The organism is Streptomyces sp. NPDC059897, assembly GCF_042730865.1.
Lineage (GTDB): Bacteria > Actinomycetota > Actinomycetes > Streptomycetales > Streptomycetaceae > Streptomyces.
Genome location: NZ_JBHWKQ010000032.1, coordinates 1 through 14,086, shown reverse-complemented (window position 1 = coordinate 14,086; position 14,086 = coordinate 1). Strand labels below are relative to the sequence as shown.

14 protein-coding genes and 1 pseudogene are annotated in these 14,086 nt (G+C 69.8%); 9 read left to right on the top strand and 6 right to left on the bottom strand.

Translation table 11 applies throughout. The features are described from left to right. Window positions 1-64 precede the first annotated feature (64 nt). On the bottom strand, window positions 65-1,063 hold the full coding sequence (locus tag ACFV9W_RS28585; protein ID WP_385766224.1) for an anion permease: 999 nt from the start codon (window positions 1,061-1,063) through the stop codon (window positions 65-67). 7 nt (window positions 1,064-1,070) lie between these two features. Next, entirely contained in the window at window positions 1,071-1,691 is a 621-nt protein-coding gene (locus tag ACFV9W_RS28580) for a DUF47 domain-containing protein (RefSeq protein WP_306321513.1), read from the bottom strand. 206 nt (window positions 1,692-1,897) lie between these two features. Here ACFV9W_RS28580 and ACFV9W_RS28575 point away from each other — a divergent pair, with 206 nt between their 5' ends. Continuing rightward, the gene (locus ACFV9W_RS28575; protein ID WP_385766221.1) at window positions 1,898-2,257 is read left to right on the top strand and encodes a metal-sensitive transcriptional regulator; all 360 of its coding nucleotides are present in this window, start codon (window positions 1,898-1,900) and stop codon (window positions 2,255-2,257) included. An 82-nt stretch (window positions 2,258-2,339) separates the two neighbouring features. Here the strand turns inward: ACFV9W_RS28575 and ACFV9W_RS28570 are convergent, their stop codons facing one another. Together ACFV9W_RS28570 and ACFV9W_RS28565 are read right to left on the bottom strand one after the other, a co-directional pair. Then, entirely contained in the window at window positions 2,340-2,534 is a 195-nt protein-coding gene (locus ACFV9W_RS28570; protein ID WP_385766218.1) for a hypothetical protein, read from the bottom strand. 151 nt (window positions 2,535-2,685) lie between these two features. Further along, the gene (locus ACFV9W_RS28565; protein WP_385766215.1) at window positions 2,686-3,531 is read right to left on the bottom strand and encodes a hypothetical protein; all 846 of its coding nucleotides are present in this window, start codon (window positions 3,529-3,531) and stop codon (window positions 2,686-2,688) included. A 118-nt stretch (window positions 3,532-3,649) separates the two neighbouring features. Between ACFV9W_RS28565 and ACFV9W_RS28560 the strand changes: the two genes are divergently transcribed. Both ACFV9W_RS28560 and ACFV9W_RS28555 read left to right on the top strand, forming a co-directional pair. Then, window positions 3,650-3,811 carry a hypothetical protein gene (locus tag ACFV9W_RS28560; protein ID WP_385766212.1) on the top strand — a complete coding sequence of 54 codons (162 nt, stop codon included), beginning with the start codon at window positions 3,650-3,652 and terminating at the stop codon, window positions 3,809-3,811. A 69-nt stretch (window positions 3,812-3,880) separates the two neighbouring features. Further along, window positions 3,881-5,488 carry an FAD-binding oxidoreductase gene (locus ACFV9W_RS28555; RefSeq protein WP_385766209.1) on the top strand — a complete coding sequence of 536 codons (1,608 nt, stop codon included), beginning with the start codon at window positions 3,881-3,883 and terminating at the stop codon, window positions 5,486-5,488. A gap of 102 nt (window positions 5,489-5,590) precedes the next feature. Here the strand turns inward: ACFV9W_RS28555 and ACFV9W_RS28550 are convergent, their stop codons facing one another. Both ACFV9W_RS28550 and ACFV9W_RS28545 read right to left on the bottom strand, forming a co-directional pair. Continuing rightward, window positions 5,591-6,316, bottom strand: coding sequence for a phosphatase PAP2 family protein (locus tag ACFV9W_RS28550; RefSeq protein ID WP_385766205.1), 726 nt, complete (start codon window positions 6,314-6,316; stop codon window positions 5,591-5,593). A gap of 197 nt (window positions 6,317-6,513) precedes the next feature. Beyond that, complete coding sequence (locus ACFV9W_RS28545) at window positions 6,514-7,530, bottom strand: NlpC/P60 family protein (protein WP_385766202.1); 1,017 nt, start codon at window positions 7,528-7,530, stop codon at window positions 6,514-6,516. A gap of 340 nt (window positions 7,531-7,870) precedes the next feature. On the opposite strand from ACFV9W_RS28545, the gene ACFV9W_RS28540 reads away from it, so the two are divergent. The 6 genes and pseudogenes from ACFV9W_RS28540 to ACFV9W_RS28515 form a co-directional block, all read left to right on the top strand. Continuing rightward, on the top strand, window positions 7,871-8,179 hold the full coding sequence (locus ACFV9W_RS28540) for a hypothetical protein (protein ID WP_327662290.1): 309 nt from the start codon (window positions 7,871-7,873) through the stop codon (window positions 8,177-8,179). 118 nt (window positions 8,180-8,297) lie between these two features. Then, window positions 8,298-9,098: a hypothetical protein gene (locus ACFV9W_RS28535; protein ID WP_385766199.1), complete on the top strand. Its 801-nt coding sequence runs from the start codon at window positions 8,298-8,300 to the stop codon at window positions 9,096-9,098. Then, window positions 9,088-10,449 carry a hypothetical protein gene (locus tag ACFV9W_RS28530; RefSeq protein ID WP_385766197.1) on the top strand — a complete coding sequence of 454 codons (1,362 nt, stop codon included), beginning with the start codon at window positions 9,088-9,090 and terminating at the stop codon, window positions 10,447-10,449. The genes ACFV9W_RS28535 and ACFV9W_RS28530 overlap by 11 nt, the downstream gene beginning before the upstream one ends. Beyond that, window positions 10,446-12,005, top strand: a complete 1,560-nt coding sequence (locus ACFV9W_RS28525) for an SCO6880 family protein (protein ID WP_385766194.1) — start codon at window positions 10,446-10,448, stop codon at window positions 12,003-12,005. Before ACFV9W_RS28530 ends, ACFV9W_RS28525 begins: the two co-directional genes overlap by 4 nt. Window positions 12,006-12,101: 96 nt before the next feature. After that, window positions 12,102-13,514, top strand: a complete 1,413-nt coding sequence (locus ACFV9W_RS28520) for an ATP-binding protein (RefSeq protein WP_385766191.1) — start codon at window positions 12,102-12,104, stop codon at window positions 13,512-13,514. Between the two features lie 33 nt (window positions 13,515-13,547). Next, a pseudogene (locus tag ACFV9W_RS28515) lies at window positions 13,548-14,086 on the top strand (type VI secretion protein); the annotation flags it as partial.

Genomic DNA, 14,086 nt, shown 5'->3' with positions numbered 1-14,086 from the left:
GAACTGCGCGACCTCAGCCACGGCCGAGCGAAACCCGGCGACGACCGGCCACCGGCAAGGCCGCCTAGCCGAAGGCCAGCCAGACCACCCCGTACGACGCGGCAGCGACAAGCGCGGCCGCCGGCATCGTGATGAACCAGCCCAGGATGATGTTCTTGGCGACACCCCAGCGAACCGCGTTGACCCGCTTCGTGGCGCCCACACCCATGATCGCCGAGGTGATGACGTGGGTCGTGGAGATCGGCGCGTGGAACAGGAACGCCGACCCGAACATGATCGACGCGCCCGTGGTCTCGGCGGCGAAGCCCTGCGGCGGGTCGAGCTCGATGATCTTGCGCCCGAGCGTCCGCATGATGCGCCAGCCGCCCGCGTACGTACCGGCGGACAGCATCACGGCACACACGATCTTGACCCAGACCGGAATCGGGTCCTCGAAGGTCTCGTGGCCGCCGATGACGAGCGCCATGACCACGATGCCCATGGTCTTCTGCGCGTCCTGCAGACCGTGACCGAGCGCCATACCGGCGGCCGAGACGGTCTGCGCGATACGGAAGCCGCGCTTGGCCTTGTGCGGGTTGGAGCGCCGGAAGATCCACATGATGAGGGTCATCACCAGGTAACCGGCGATGAGCCCGATCACCGGCGAGGTGAACATCGGGATGACGATCTTCTCCCACACCCCGGACCAGTAGACGGTGGTCCCGCCCGCGAGGGCGGCACCCACCATTCCACCGAACAGGGCGTGCGAGGAGGACGAGGGAAGCCCGAAGTACCAGGTGATGAGGTTCCAGACGATCGCGCCCGCGAGCGCGGCGAAGAGGATTCCCATCCCCTTGTCGCCCACCGGGGTCGCGATGATCCCCTCACTCACCGTCTTGGCGACGCCGCTGCCGAGGAAGGCACCGGCAAGGTTCATCACCGCGGCCATGGCGAGCGCCGCACGGGGCGTCAGGGCACGCGTGGAAACGGAAGTGGCAATGGCGTTCGCGGAGTCGTGGAAACCGTTCGTATACGTGAATCCAAGCGCGACGCCGATCGTCACGATCAGGGAGAAGGTGTCCATGAGCCGGTCAGGACTCCTTCACGGCGATGGTCTCCACCGTGTTGGCCACGTGCTCGAAGGCGTCGGCCGCCTCTTCCAGCACATCGACGATCTGCTTGAGCTTCAGCACCTCGATGGCGTCGTACTTGCCGTTGAAGAGCTGTGCGAGCAGCTTGCGGTGGATCTGGTCGGCCTGGTTCTCCAGGCGGTTGACCTCGATCCAGTACTCGGTGAGGTTGTCCATGGTGCGCAGATTCGGCATGGCCTCGGCGGTGAGCTCGGCGGCTCGGCTGAGGACCTCGATCTGCTGCTCCACACCCTTGGGAAGCTCCTCGACCTGGTACAGGACGACCAGGTCGACGGCCTCCTCCATGAAGTCCATGATGTCGTCGAGGGACGACGCGAGGTTGTAGATGTCCTCGCGGTCGAACGGCGTGATGAACGAGGAGTTGAGCTGGTGGAAGATCGCGTGGGTGGCGTCGTCACCGGCGTGTTCGGCTGCCCGCATCCGCTCCGCGATCTCGGCCCGGGCGGAGGAGTCCGCACCGAGCAGTTCCATCAGGAGCTTCGAGCCCGTGACGATGTTGTCCGCGGACGCGGCGAACATGTCGTAGAAGCTCGTCTCCCTGGGGGTCAGACGAAAGCGCACGTGGGGTCCTCGGGGTGCTTTGGATTCGGTCAGGCTGATGCTAGGCGCATCATCCGGCCACGGCTAACCGGCGTTACACCAGTGTCGCCCATCGGGCACAGTGATCAGCACTGGGCCCGCTCGAGCCGGGACGAACCGGAACGATCCCAGGGAAATCCGGTACCATATACCCACTGGGGGTATAAGACCACGGGAGGACGGACGCGATGACGACTGACGCGACACAGACGGAAAAGCCTGCTGTGCCGGACAAGGCCGAGATCGTGACCGACCACGACCGCGGCATCCACGGGTACCACCATCAGAAGGAAGAACACCTCAAGCGGCTGCGCCGGATCGAGGGCCAGATCCGCGGCCTGCAGCGGATGGTGGACGAGGACGTCTACTGCATCGACATACTCACGCAGGTGTCGGCCTCCACGAAGGGCCTGCAGTCCTTCGCGCTCCAGCTCCTGGAGGAGCACCTGCGGCACTGCGTCGCCGACGCCGCCCTCAAGGGCGGGGACGAGATCGACGAGAAGGTCGAAGAGGCCACGAAGGCGATCGCGCGCCTGCTGCGCACCTGAGATCTCGCACACGTGCCGTCCGCGCACGTGCCATACGTGAGGGTGGGGCCGCCGGATCCGGCGGCCCCACCCTTTTCGTTCCTCACGTTCGGTCCCGGTCGCCCTCCGGCCCGCCGGGCAACGCCTCGGCGACCCGCAGCACCTCGTCGATCCGGTCCACGCTGAGCCGCCCCTCGGAGACGGCGGACGCAGCGATGATCAACTCACCGCACAGCTCGATCTCGGCGAGGGCGACGTGGTCCTGAACCGCCGTACCACCCACGGGAGCCACGTTCATCACCTCTTCCTGCCGCGTACCCATCAGCCGGTGGCCGCGATGGCCGACTTCCTAGAGTAGGGACCGGCTCACGCCCCGCGCATGGCACGGAAGAACCATTTCCGGCCCCCGACAGGCCTACGGACACCGGGCTCCGCGATCCGGGCAGGTCCTACGGACCGGGCTCGGCGACCTTCCCGGCGAAGATGTCCCCCTTGGCCGGAAGCCGCACCTTCACCGGCTTCCCGAAGCCCCGGTACAGGGTCGTCGACGTCACGGCCACGTCCTTCGACGGCTGCCCGTTGGCGAAGGAGAACCGGTGCACGACCTTGCGGATCAGCCCCTGGTCGTCGACGTGGACGACGAACGGCACCCGCCCCTTGCGGAACCCTTTCGCCGCCGCCGCGAGCGCCCCCTTCTGCCCCGCGGACGCGGCCTTCGCGGCGGCGCTCAGCTCCACGCTCCCCTGGTAGCGCCGGGTGTGCACGCCCGAGATCTCGCCCTCGCCCCGCTCCGTCACATTCCGCGCGCCGCGCAGCAGTTCGGCCGCCGCGAGCGGATCGGTGGCGCCGCCGGTGACCAGGTTCCCGTCCGTCAACGCCGTGACGTCGACGCGGACCCACTTGTCGGCGGGGACGCCGGCGCCCCGGTTCTTCATGTACAGGGCGCCGGGCGCGAGCAGTTCGGTGATCGGCCGGTGCTCCTCGCCGCCCGCCGCGTCCTGCGGGAGCCGCACCCGCAGCTCGCCGACGCCCTTGCGGTAGTCGTAGACGCCCTCGCCGTGGATGGTGACGCGGGTCCCGCCGCTGGCCATCTCCATCGACGTACGCGCCTGTGAACTGCCCTCGCGGACCAGCCGGTCGGCCGCCCCGCGCACGGTCTGTGTCGGGTCCGCGTTCCGCTCCCCGCCCGCGGCCCCACCGCCGCACCCGCCCGCGCCCGCCACCACCGACGCGACCGCGACAGCCGCCACCGCCGCCCGCGCCGAAGCGGCCGCGCTCCCGTGCTGCACCACCATCGCTGGTCCGCCCCCAAGCCTCTCCGTGCGTGTGCGGCCCCTGTCGTCGGGGTTAACGACGAGTAGGGTCGACCGTCACGCGAACGGGGGGTTTACATGGAGTCGCTACCGTGGCCGCGTGGCACAACAGCAGCACTCGCATACGACCACCGTCGTGGAACAGGGACGTTTCTGTCTGGCCCGCTGCAGCTGCGGCTGGCGGGGACCGGCCAGGAGAGCCCGCAGCAAGGCCCGTTCGGACGCGGACGACCACGTCGGCTCGGCGGGCCAGGGCACCTGACGGAACCCACGCCTCCCGGATGACGTCTCGTATCTCGGGAAGCGAACGGGTGACCGAGGGGACAACCGCATGGAACGCCGCACGTTCATCACGGCATCGGCATCGGTCGCGGCAGTCATGGCGGGCGGCGCGGTGAGCGCCTGCTCCGGACCGGGCTCCGGCTCCGGCTCCGGCTCCACGGGCGGGGCCTCCATGTCCTCGTCCGCCGGCTCCTCCACCCCGATCCGCTCCACCAGCGCGAGCGCGTCCGGCACGGCGCGGGCCGCGGCGAACCTCGCCGGTCTCGCCAAGGACCTCGACGGCTCCCTCGTACGCCCCGGAGAGTCCGCCTGGGCGGCGGCCCGCCAGCTCTACAACACCCGCTACGACACGTTGAAGCCGCGCGCCGTCGCGTACGTCGCGGGGCCCGACGACATCCGCACGACCCTCGCGTACGCCCGCGCGCACAAGGTCCCGCTCTCCATACGCAACGGGGGCCACTCCTACGGAGGCTGGTCCTCGGGCGACGGGCACCTGATACTCGACGTCTCCCGGCTGAAGTCCGTCCGCGCGTCGGGGAGCGAGGCGGTCGTCGGCGCGGGCGCGAAGCTCATCGACGTCTACCGCTCGCTGGCCGCCAAGGGCGTGACGATACCGGCGGGCTCCTGCCCCACGGTCGGCGTCTCCGGCCTCACCCTCGGCGGCGGCCACGGCGTCGTCTCGCGGGCCTACGGACTCACCTGCGACAGCCTCACCCAGGCCACGGTCATCACGGCCGACGGCAGGGAACTGACCGCGAACGCGAAGTCCGAGAAGGACCTCTTCTGGGCGCTGCGGGGCGCGGGCAACGGCCAGTTCGGCGTCGTGACGGAGCTCCGCTTCAAGACCCACCCCGCGCCGCAGGCCGTCTCCGCGTACATGAGCTGGCCCTGGTCGAAGGCGGCGACGGTGCTCAAGGCCTGGCAGAAGTGGGGCCCCGAGCAGGCCGACGAGATCTGGTCCTCGCTGCACATCGCGGGCGCGCGCGGCGGCAACCCGACGGTCTCGGTCGCGGCGTTCTCCCTCGGCTCGTACACCGAGCTGCAGAACGCGGTCGACCGCCTCGCCGACGGCCCCGGCGGCCCGGGCCCGGCCGCCTCGGTCTCCCTCAAGCGCCGCTCGTACGAGGAGTCGATGGAGGTGTACGCGGGCTGCTCGGCCTTCGCGGAGGACGCCCAGTGCCATCTGCCGGGCGCCGCTCCGGGCCGCTCCCCGCAGGGCGCGCTGCAGCGCGAGACGTACGCGGCGGCCTCCGACTTCTTCGACCGGAACCTCTCGGACGCGGGCGCCCGCACACTCCTGAAGCAGCTGGAGAACGTGACGTCCGGAGCCGGCTCGGTGGCGCTCACGGCGCTCGGCGGCGCGATCAACCGCGTGGACCCGACGGCGACGGCGTTCGTGCACCGCCGCTCCCGGATGCTCGCGCAGTACATCGTGTCGTGGCAGCCGAACACATCGGGCTCGGCGGCCCGCGGCTGGCTGTCCTCGGCCCACGCCGCGATGCGCCCGTACGCCTCGGGCGCGGCGTACCAGAACTACGCGGACCCGACCCTGAAGAACTGGAAGCAGGCCTACTACGGGCCTGCGGCGCATCGGCTGGCCAAAGTGAAGCGCCAGTACGACCCGTCGAGCTTCTTCGATTTTCCGCAGGCACTGTGACCGGAAGCCCGCACCGGCCCTACGCCACGGGGCTCCGCCCCGGACCCCGCGCCTCAATCGCCGGCGGGGCTTGATTTACCGGCACCGGCCCCACGCGGAGCGCTACGCCGCCAGGTCCCGCTCCTCCGGCTGCTCCGCCGAGTCGCCGGCCCCGGAGAACTCCACCGCCGACGCCACCGCGCCGGGCGCCCACACGAGCCGGGAGACCCAGCCGGAAGCCCGCCCGATCGCCCGCGCCAGCGGCGTGAGCAGCGCCGAGGCGAGCGGCGAGAGCAGCAGCGCGACGGCCGTGCCGAGCGCGAACCCGCCGACGACGTCCGTCGGGTAGTGCACGCCCATGAAGACCCGGCAGAACCCTTCGAGCACCGCGAGCCCTATGGCGGCGAGCCCGAGCTTGCGGTGGGCGATGAAGAGGCCCGCCCCGATGGCCATCGCGAGCGTCGCGTGGTCGCTGACGAACGAGAAGTCGGTCTTCCCCTTGACCAGGACCTCGAGCCCGTCGTGGTCCATGAAGGGCCGCGGCCGCTCGACGAAGGACCGGATCGGCACGTTCACGAGGACGGCGACGCCGGCGGCGAGCGGCGCCCACACCACGGCGGCCACGGCGGACGCCGCGTCGTCGAGCGATCCGCGCTTCCTCGCGCCCCACCAGCACCACAGCACGACGAGCACGAGCGCGAGCAGGATCCCGTACTCGCCGACGAACTCCATGGTCCGGTCGAACCAGCGCGGAGCGTCATCGGCCAGGCCGTTGATGTCGTAGAGCAGCGTGACGTCGGGGTTGGATCCGGATGTCCCGGGCGCTTCGAGTGCCACGAGTCCAGCCATAGTTCAGCGGCCCCTTCGTCTTCAGCCACCCCCGTGGTTGTTTTCGATTCAGGTAGAGGAACGCACGGTCCCACCCTCCACGTTCCGCAATCCACCGAACGATCACCCAGACGTTATCGAAGAGAAACACAAACCCGCAGCTCAGGGCCACGGGATAACAGAGAGTTCCAGCCAACCCGGCCCTCGGACCGCCGGGCTCAGACCTCCGGCGATCCGGTCGGCAGCGCCTTCGCGCCGTCCTCCGTGACCCGGGTCGCCCCGAAGTACTCGGCGGTGTCGATGGGGTCGAAGCGGATGACGGCACCGGTCCGCGGCGCGTCGATCATGTACCCGCCGCCCACGTAAAGGCCCACGTGGTGAATGGCCCGGCTGTTGCTGAGGTCCTTGGAGAAGAACACGAGGTCCCCGGGAAGCAGCTCGTCCCGCTTCGGATGCGGCCCCGCGTTGTACTGGTCGTTGGCCACGCGCGGCAGCTCGATGTCCACCGTCTCGTACGCGGCCTTGGTCAGACCCGAGCAATCGAATCGGCCATCTTGCTCCGCCGTGCCGTTGCCGCCCCACAGATAAGGGGTGCCGAGCTTCTTCTGTGCGAAGTAGATGGCGGCCGCCGCCTGCTGCGAGGGCTGCACGCGCCCGACGGGCTTCGCGAAGGACTTCTCGAGCGTCGTGATGACCTTCACGTAGTTCTGCGTCTCGCGGTACGGCGGGACGCCCCCGTACTTGATGACCGCGTACGAACCGGCGTTGTAGGCGGCGAGCATGTTCTTCGTCTTGTCGCCCGGCGCGTCCTTCACGTACGAGGCGAGCTTGCAGTCGTACGAAGCGGCGGACGGGATCGCGTCGTTCGGGTCCCAGATGTCCCTGTCCCCGTCACCGTCCCCGTCCACGCCGTGCGCGGCCCAGGTCCCGCTGATGAACTGCGCGATGCCGTACGCCTTCGCCGGCGACGTCGCCTTCGGGTTGAACCCGCTCTCCTGGTACAGCTGCGCCGCGAGCAGCGCCGGGTTGATCGCGGGACACAGATTGCCCCACTTCTGTACGAGTGGCTGATACGCGGCGGGTACGGCGCCCTTCGCGAGCCCCACGGCACCCTTGCCTGCCCCGCTGCTCAGGCTCCCCGCCGCCATGTACGTCCCGAAGACGAGCAGCGCCACGAACGCCGTCCCCCCGGCGACGGCCGAGCCCGCGATCATCCACGCCTTACGCACCGTCAACCGCCCTTCGCCACGGGGGAGTCCGGGCACGACCCACGGCCGGACACACGAGCGCTCAGTTTACGGTCGGGTGGGCCACCCCGTCGGCGACTGTGCCGAACTATCCGCGACCAGCCTTCATTGCCCGGCGTGACCAGGCATGATACACAGAGTAACCGTACGTTCCTTCGCATCCGGAACCGTCCCTCCGGGGCGGTCCCTCAGGCATGGGACCGTAGGAACTCGGCCAAGGAATGGCGCCAAGTGTGCAGGCATCGGAGCCAATCTGGGCAAGAATGGGTCTGACCTCTGCGCTGCGGCAGAGGCGACAGAACTACCCACATGGGGCGGTGAGTTACACATGCTGCTGGCAGCCGAAAAGGGCGATATCTCCACCATCATCGGCGGGATCGCCCCGGACTGGGGCCCGTTCGGGAGCCTGGGCAACGAGGCACGCGTGATGATCGAGGTCGTGATGGCGGTCGCCATCCTGCTGTGCCTCGGCATCGCGATCTGGGGCGCCGCGAAGCAACGGATCGGGGCGACGGCCCTGCGCGACACCTTCAGCGCCGAACAAGGCAAGGGCCTCATCATCGCCGGCCTGACCGGGGTGTTCATCATCGGCTCACTAGGCACGCTGTTCACCATCGTGTACGGCATGGCCGTCTAGCTCCCCGCTGAGGTTGCGTCTCCCTGATGTCGAGTCACCACACCGCGCCCGCGCGGAAACCAGCACGGCTACCGTCGTATGCGGTGGTTCGGCGAAAGGTTGAGGGGGCGTGCGCGCAATGAGTCCTGACGGTCCACAGGACGACGAGCTCTACGGGGGTACCGGCCAGACCCGGACGCGGCTCCCGGAGACCTCCGGCGCCCGCAGACCGGGGCGGTCGTCGTCCCGGTCCCTGGTGACCGTGGTCGGCGTCGTGGTGCTGCTCATCGCGGCGATCGCGTTCGCGAACCGCGGCGGGGACGCCTCCGGCGGGTCCGGGTCCGATTCCACCGGCACGAAGCCGGCGGCGGCCCCCACGGCGCCGACCGGTTCGAAGCCGGTGTCCTCCGGCTTCGCCCACGACGAACAGGGCGCGCAGTCGGCTGCGGCGAATTATGCGGTGCGGCTCGGTTCGGCCGACATGTTCGACAAGGCGAAACGGGACGGCATCGTGGACGACGTCTATACGCCGTCGGCCGCCGACGCCCGGCGGGGAGACCTCGACAAGGTCTACTCCAGCGAGAGCTTCCTGACGGGCATCGGCCTCGACAAGGACGGCACCGCTCCGAACGGGAGCACGTTCGTCTCCCGGGTCATCCCGGTCGGCACCAAGGCGACTGCCTACAAGGGCGACACGGCGACCGTGTCGATCTGGTACTCGTCGCTGTTCGGCCTCGCCGGCGAGGGCACGCAGAACCCGGTGTCCGAGAGTTGGTACACCAACAGCTACAAGCTGCGCTGGGTGGACGGTGACTGGAAGGTGGAGGACTTCTCGCAGAAGGACGGCCCCGTCCCGGTCGGCCGCGACCAGCGGGCCTCCACGGCCGACGACATGGCGAAGGCCGTGAAGGAGTACGGAGGCTTCAGCTATGCCCGCTAACCGGCGACGCCGCGCACTCTCCCTCGCCGCCGTGGTCACCGGCATGCAGGGCACGGCGGTCCTCCTGGCCTCCCGGGCCTGGGCCGCCCCGGAACCCGACCCGTCGGACAACCCCTGCGACCTCATCCGCGGCGCCGCGAGGAAGTACTGCGAACGCGGCAACGACTCCTCCGGCACAAGCCCCAGTGACGGCGGGACGTCCGACGTCTCCAACCCCCTAGACCCCCTCTCCAGCCTCGCCAAGGGCTGCGCCGAGGCCGCGTCCTGGACCGTCGACCAGCTCAGCAACGCCGTGCAGAAGACGGCCGACGTCGACTTCACCAACCCCAAGTTCCTGCAGCAGTACGCCGTGGTGTTCGCCGCCTCGACGATCCTCACGCTCGTGCTGTGGCTGCTCGCCGTCGCCAAGCGCGCCGTCCGCGGCGTACCGCTGATGACCGCGGTCTCGGAGGCCGTGGGCTTCCTCTGGCTCACCGTGCTCGCGTCGGCCTTCACCCCGCTGATCCTCTACACGGTGGTGTCGGCCGCCGACGGGGTCAGTGACGTACTGGCGAAGGCGACGGGCAATCAGACGGACGCGTTCTTCGGGACGTTCTCCGAGGCCCTGAAGAAGGGCGACGACATCGGCGGCGGACCGATCATGCTGATCGTCGTGTCGCTCGTGTCGATCGTCGCGGCGGGCGTGCTCTACCTGGAGCTGTACCTGCGCGCCGTCCTGCTCTACGTGGGCGCGCTGCTCGGCGTCGTCGTCTACGCGGGGCTCGTCGACAAGAACCTGTGGGGCCACGTCCGCCGCTGGGTCGGAATCATGATCGCGGTCATCCTCGTGAAGCCGGTCATCGTGATCGTGCTGGGGCTCGCCGGCGCCCTGTCCAGCGGCGGCAAGAGCCCCGACTCCCTCTCCGCGGTCGTCTCCGGCCTCGCCATCGTGCTGCTCGCCATCTTCGCGAGCGGCATGATCTACCGCTTCGTGCCCGGCTTCGGCGACGAGATGGCCAACGTGCGCAAGAACCGGCTCATGCAGGGCGCCGAGGGCAAGGCGGCCGCCGTCATGTCCTCGCCCGCCGCCCTCGTCTCGCAGGGCATCAAGACCCACAGCAGCCGTCAGGACGGCGGGGGTTCGGGCGGTGGCGGAGCGTCCCAGGCCCGCCCCGCCAACCCCGCGTCCGGCGGTGTGGCCGCGCACAGTTCGCGCCCGGCCGCGTCAGGGGGAGGCGGCGGAACTGTCCCCTCCGCCGCACCCCCGCCCCGTACGAGCCCGTCGAAGACCCCGCACGCGAGCAACGACCGCGGGAGCAACAGCGGTAACACCGGCAAGAACGGCAACTGGCAAGGAGGTGCAGGGCGTTGACGACCCAGTCCCACGTGTCCCCTCCGGTCACGCCCCGCCGTACATATCTGATCGGCCGCGCCCGGCCGAACGCGATCGTCGGCAAGAATCGTGAGTCCGGCGAGATCGCGATGATCGTCGTGGGCGCGTTCCTCGGCATGATGTGCGGACTGCTCGTCCCCGTGCTTTCGCTGCGCATCGTGCTGCTCACCGGCTTCCCGATGCTCGCGCTGGCCGCGGTCTACGTCCCCTTCAAGGGCCGCACCTTCTACAAGTGGTTCGAGATCAACCGCAGTTACAAGCGCTCCCTCAAGCGCGGCACCGCCTACCGTTCCTCCACCATGGAGGCCGGCACCCGGCTCGACGGGCGTGAGGTCGAGATCGGCCCGCCGCCCGGCATCGGCCGGCTCACGTGGCTGGCCGCGCCGTTCGGCCCGGACGAGATCGCGGTGCTGCTGCACGCGGACCGCCGCACCGTCACCGCCGCCATCGAGATCGAGGGCCCCGGCGTCGGCCTGCGCGACTCCGAGGACCAGGAGGCGCTGGTCGACCGGTTCGGCACACTCCTCAAGCACGTGGCGAACGGCGACGGGTTCGTGACCCGGCTCCAGATGCTGGCCCGCACGCTGCCCGCCGACCCGGACGCGCACGCCAAGGACGTCGCCGTGCGCGGCGACGACCGCTCGCTGGGCTGGCTGCAGAAGTCGTACGACCAGCTCCAGTCCATGGTGTCGACGAGCAGTGAGCAGCACCGCGCGTACCTCGTGGCCTGCATGCACTACACCCGCGACCTGGCGGCCGAGGCCAACGCGATGGCCCGCGCCACCCGCCCCAAGGGCGGCAAGAAGGTCGACAAGGACGCCGGGCTCGCCGTCGTCATGGCGCGCGAACTGACCGACATCTGCTCCCGGTTGCAGGAGGCCGACATCCGGGTGCGCCAGCCGCTCGGGCAGGGCCGGCTCGCGTCGCTGATCCACTCCATGTACGACCCGGACCACCCCATCGACCACATCCAGGCGATGTCGAAGCGGAACGCCTGGCCGGCCGAGCTCGACGCCATGGAGCCGACGTACCTGCAGGCCAAGACGCGCGAGTCGGCGACCCGCGCGCCCTGGTGCCACGCCACGGCGTGGGTGAAGGAGTGGCCGATGACGCCGGTGGGCGTGAACTTCCTGGCCCCGCTCCTCGTCCACACCCCGGACGTCATCCGGACCGTCGCGGTGACGATGGACCTCGAACCCACCGAGGTCGCCATCGAGCGGATGCTGACCGAGAAGACGAACGACGAGGCGGAGGCGTCCCGCGCCGCCAAGATGAACCGGACCGTCGACCCCCGCGACATCGCCGCCCACGGCCGCCTCGACCAGCGCGGCGAGGACCTCGCGAGCGGCGCGGCCGGCGTCAACCTCGTCGGCTACATCACGGTCTCCTCCCGCAACCCGGACTCGCTCGCCCGCGACAAGCGCACCATCCGCGCCTCGGCGGGCAAGTCGTACCTGAAGCTGGAGTGGTGCGACCGCGAGCACCACCGGGCGTTCGTGAACACCCTGCCGTTCGCCACCGGCATCCGCCGGTGACCCCGATGGTCCCCACGAGCCCGATGTCCCCTACGCCCCCGACGATCCCGATGTTCCTGATGTCCGCCGACACGGCCGGAAGGTAGGCGCTGCACTATGCGGGATCCGCTGACCGCTCTCACCGACGCCTTCACCGCGTTCCTCTTCGGGAAGGTGGAGACGACCCGGCTTCCGGTGCGTACGTCGACGGGGCAGGCGCAGGCCGTCTATCTGCCGACGGCCGCGCCCGGCCTCGGCGACTCCGGCGTGATCATCGGCCGCGAGGTCTATTCCGGCAAGGGCTACATCTACGACCCCTTCCAGCTCTACGGTCAGCAGCTCCCGGCCCCCCACTGGCTGGTCCTCGGCGAGTCCGGAAACGGCAAGTCGGCCCTGGAGAAGACGTACGTACTGCGGCAGTTGAGGTTCAAGGACCGTCAGGTCGTCGTCCTCGACGCGCAGGGCGAGGACGGCGTCGGCGAGTGGAACCTCATCGCCGAGGAGCTGGGCATAACTCCCATCCGGCTCGACCCGACGGCCGCGCTCGACATGGGCATCCGCCTCAACCCGCTGGACCCGGCGATCACCTCGACCGGCCAGCTCGCACTGCTGCGCACCATCATCGAGGTGGCGCTCGGGCACGGCCTCGACGAGCGCTCGGGCTTCGCCCTGAAGGTCGCGCACGCGTACGTGAACGAGACGATCGTCGAGCGGCAGCCGGTGCTCACCGACATCGTCGAGCAGCTGCGCCACCCGGAACCGGAGTCCGCGGAGGCCATGAACGTGGCCCTGGAGGACGTCCGCGCCTGGGGCCTCGACGTGGCGCTCGTCATCGACCGGCTCGTCGACGGCGACCTGCGCGGCATGTTCGACGGCCCGACGACGGTGGGCATCGACCTGGACGCGCCGCTGATCGTCTTCGACCTCTCCCACATCGACCGCAACTCCATCGCGATGCCGATCCTGATGGCGATCGTGGGCGTGTGGCTGGAGCACACCTGGATCCGCCCCGACCGGAAGAAGCGCATCTTCCTGGTCGAGGAGGCCTGGCACATCATCAACAGCCCGTTCGTGGCCCAGCTGTTCCAGCGCCTGTTGAAGTTCGGCCGCCGCCTCGGCCTGTCCTTCGTGGCGGTCGTCCACCACCTGTCCGACGTGGTCGACGGGGCGGCGGCCAAGGAAGCGGCCGCGATTCTGAAGATGGCCTCCACGAGAACGATCTACGCCCAGAAAGCGGACGAGGCCCGGGCCACAGGGCGGGTTCTAGGCCTGCCCCGCTGGGCGGTCGAGATCATCCCGACGCTCTCCCCCGGCATCGCCGTCTGGGACGTCAACGGCAACGTACAGGTGGTCAAACACCTGGTCACCGAGACCGAACGCCCACTGGTGTTCACCGACCGGGCCATGACGGAGGCGTCCGCCGAGCCGCTCGTGGACGACGCGCTGTACGCGGCCGAGCTCGAGGCCGAGGAGCGGGCGGCCGCGTTCGTGGAGCAGCGCCTGGGCGGCTCCGAGTCCACGGTGGCGTGAGAACGGCGGCATGAGAACGGTGGCATGACAGCTATGCGGGACGAGCGGGGGCGCCGGATGGAGCGCGATTACCGGGAGGGGCGCGGCCGGGGCGGTGTGCCCGACGGGCTGCTGGTCGGGCTCCTGGCGTTTCTGCTGGGCATGACGATCCTGGTGTGGACGGCGACGGGCCTCGCGGGGCTCTTCTCGAAGGGCGCGTGGCCGACCGGCGTGACGTTCGGCCATACGCCGCTGGCCCTGCGCTCCCTGATCACCCGCCCGCACGACATCCCCGGCGCCTGGCCGAGCACCCCCGCGTCGGAGCTCTCCGGCTACGGCCTCGTCTGGGGCCTGGTCATCGGCCAGCTGATGATCCTGGTGGTCCTCACGGTCTTCGTAGCGGGAACGTTCGCCCGCTGGCGCGCGGTCCGTAAGCAGCGGGAGCCGAAGCCCACGCCTCGGGGCTCTGCCCCGGACCCCGCGCCTCAATCGCCGGCGGGGCTTGAAAAAACGCCCCCTCCTGCCACGGAGCGGCTGTATCAAGCCCCTGCGGCGATTGAGCAGCGGGGTCCGGGGCAGAGCCCCGAGGCCGC

Bases quoted from the DNA above. Each gene is read 5' to 3' on its own strand.
- ACFV9W_RS28530 (WP_385766197.1), top strand. From the start codon at position 9,088: ATGCCCGCTAACCGGCGACGCCGCGCACTCTCCCTCGCCGCCGTGGTC.
- ACFV9W_RS28555 (WP_385766209.1), top strand. From the start codon at position 3,881: ATGGAACGCCGCACGTTCATCACGGCATCGGCATCGGTCGCGGCAGTC.
- ACFV9W_RS28575 (WP_385766221.1), top strand. From the start codon at position 1,898: ATGACGACTGACGCGACACAGACGGAAAAGCCTGCTGTGCCGGACAAG.
- ACFV9W_RS28520 (WP_385766191.1), top strand. From the start codon at position 12,102: ATGCGGGATCCGCTGACCGCTCTCACCGACGCCTTCACCGCGTTCCTC.
- ACFV9W_RS28550 (WP_385766205.1), bottom strand. From the start codon at position 6,316: ATGGCTGGACTCGTGGCACTCGAAGCGCCCGGGACATCCGGATCCAAC.
- ACFV9W_RS28540 (WP_327662290.1), top strand. From the start codon at position 7,871: ATGCTGCTGGCAGCCGAAAAGGGCGATATCTCCACCATCATCGGCGGG.
- ACFV9W_RS28565 (WP_385766215.1), bottom strand. From the start codon at position 3,531: ATGGTGGTGCAGCACGGGAGCGCGGCCGCTTCGGCGCGGGCGGCGGTG.
- ACFV9W_RS28585 (WP_385766224.1), bottom strand. From the start codon at position 1,063: ATGGACACCTTCTCCCTGATCGTGACGATCGGCGTCGCGCTTGGATTC.
- ACFV9W_RS28535 (WP_385766199.1), top strand. From the start codon at position 8,298: ATGAGTCCTGACGGTCCACAGGACGACGAGCTCTACGGGGGTACCGGC.
- ACFV9W_RS28570 (WP_385766218.1), bottom strand. From the start codon at position 2,534: ATGAACGTGGCTCCCGTGGGTGGTACGGCGGTTCAGGACCACGTCGCC.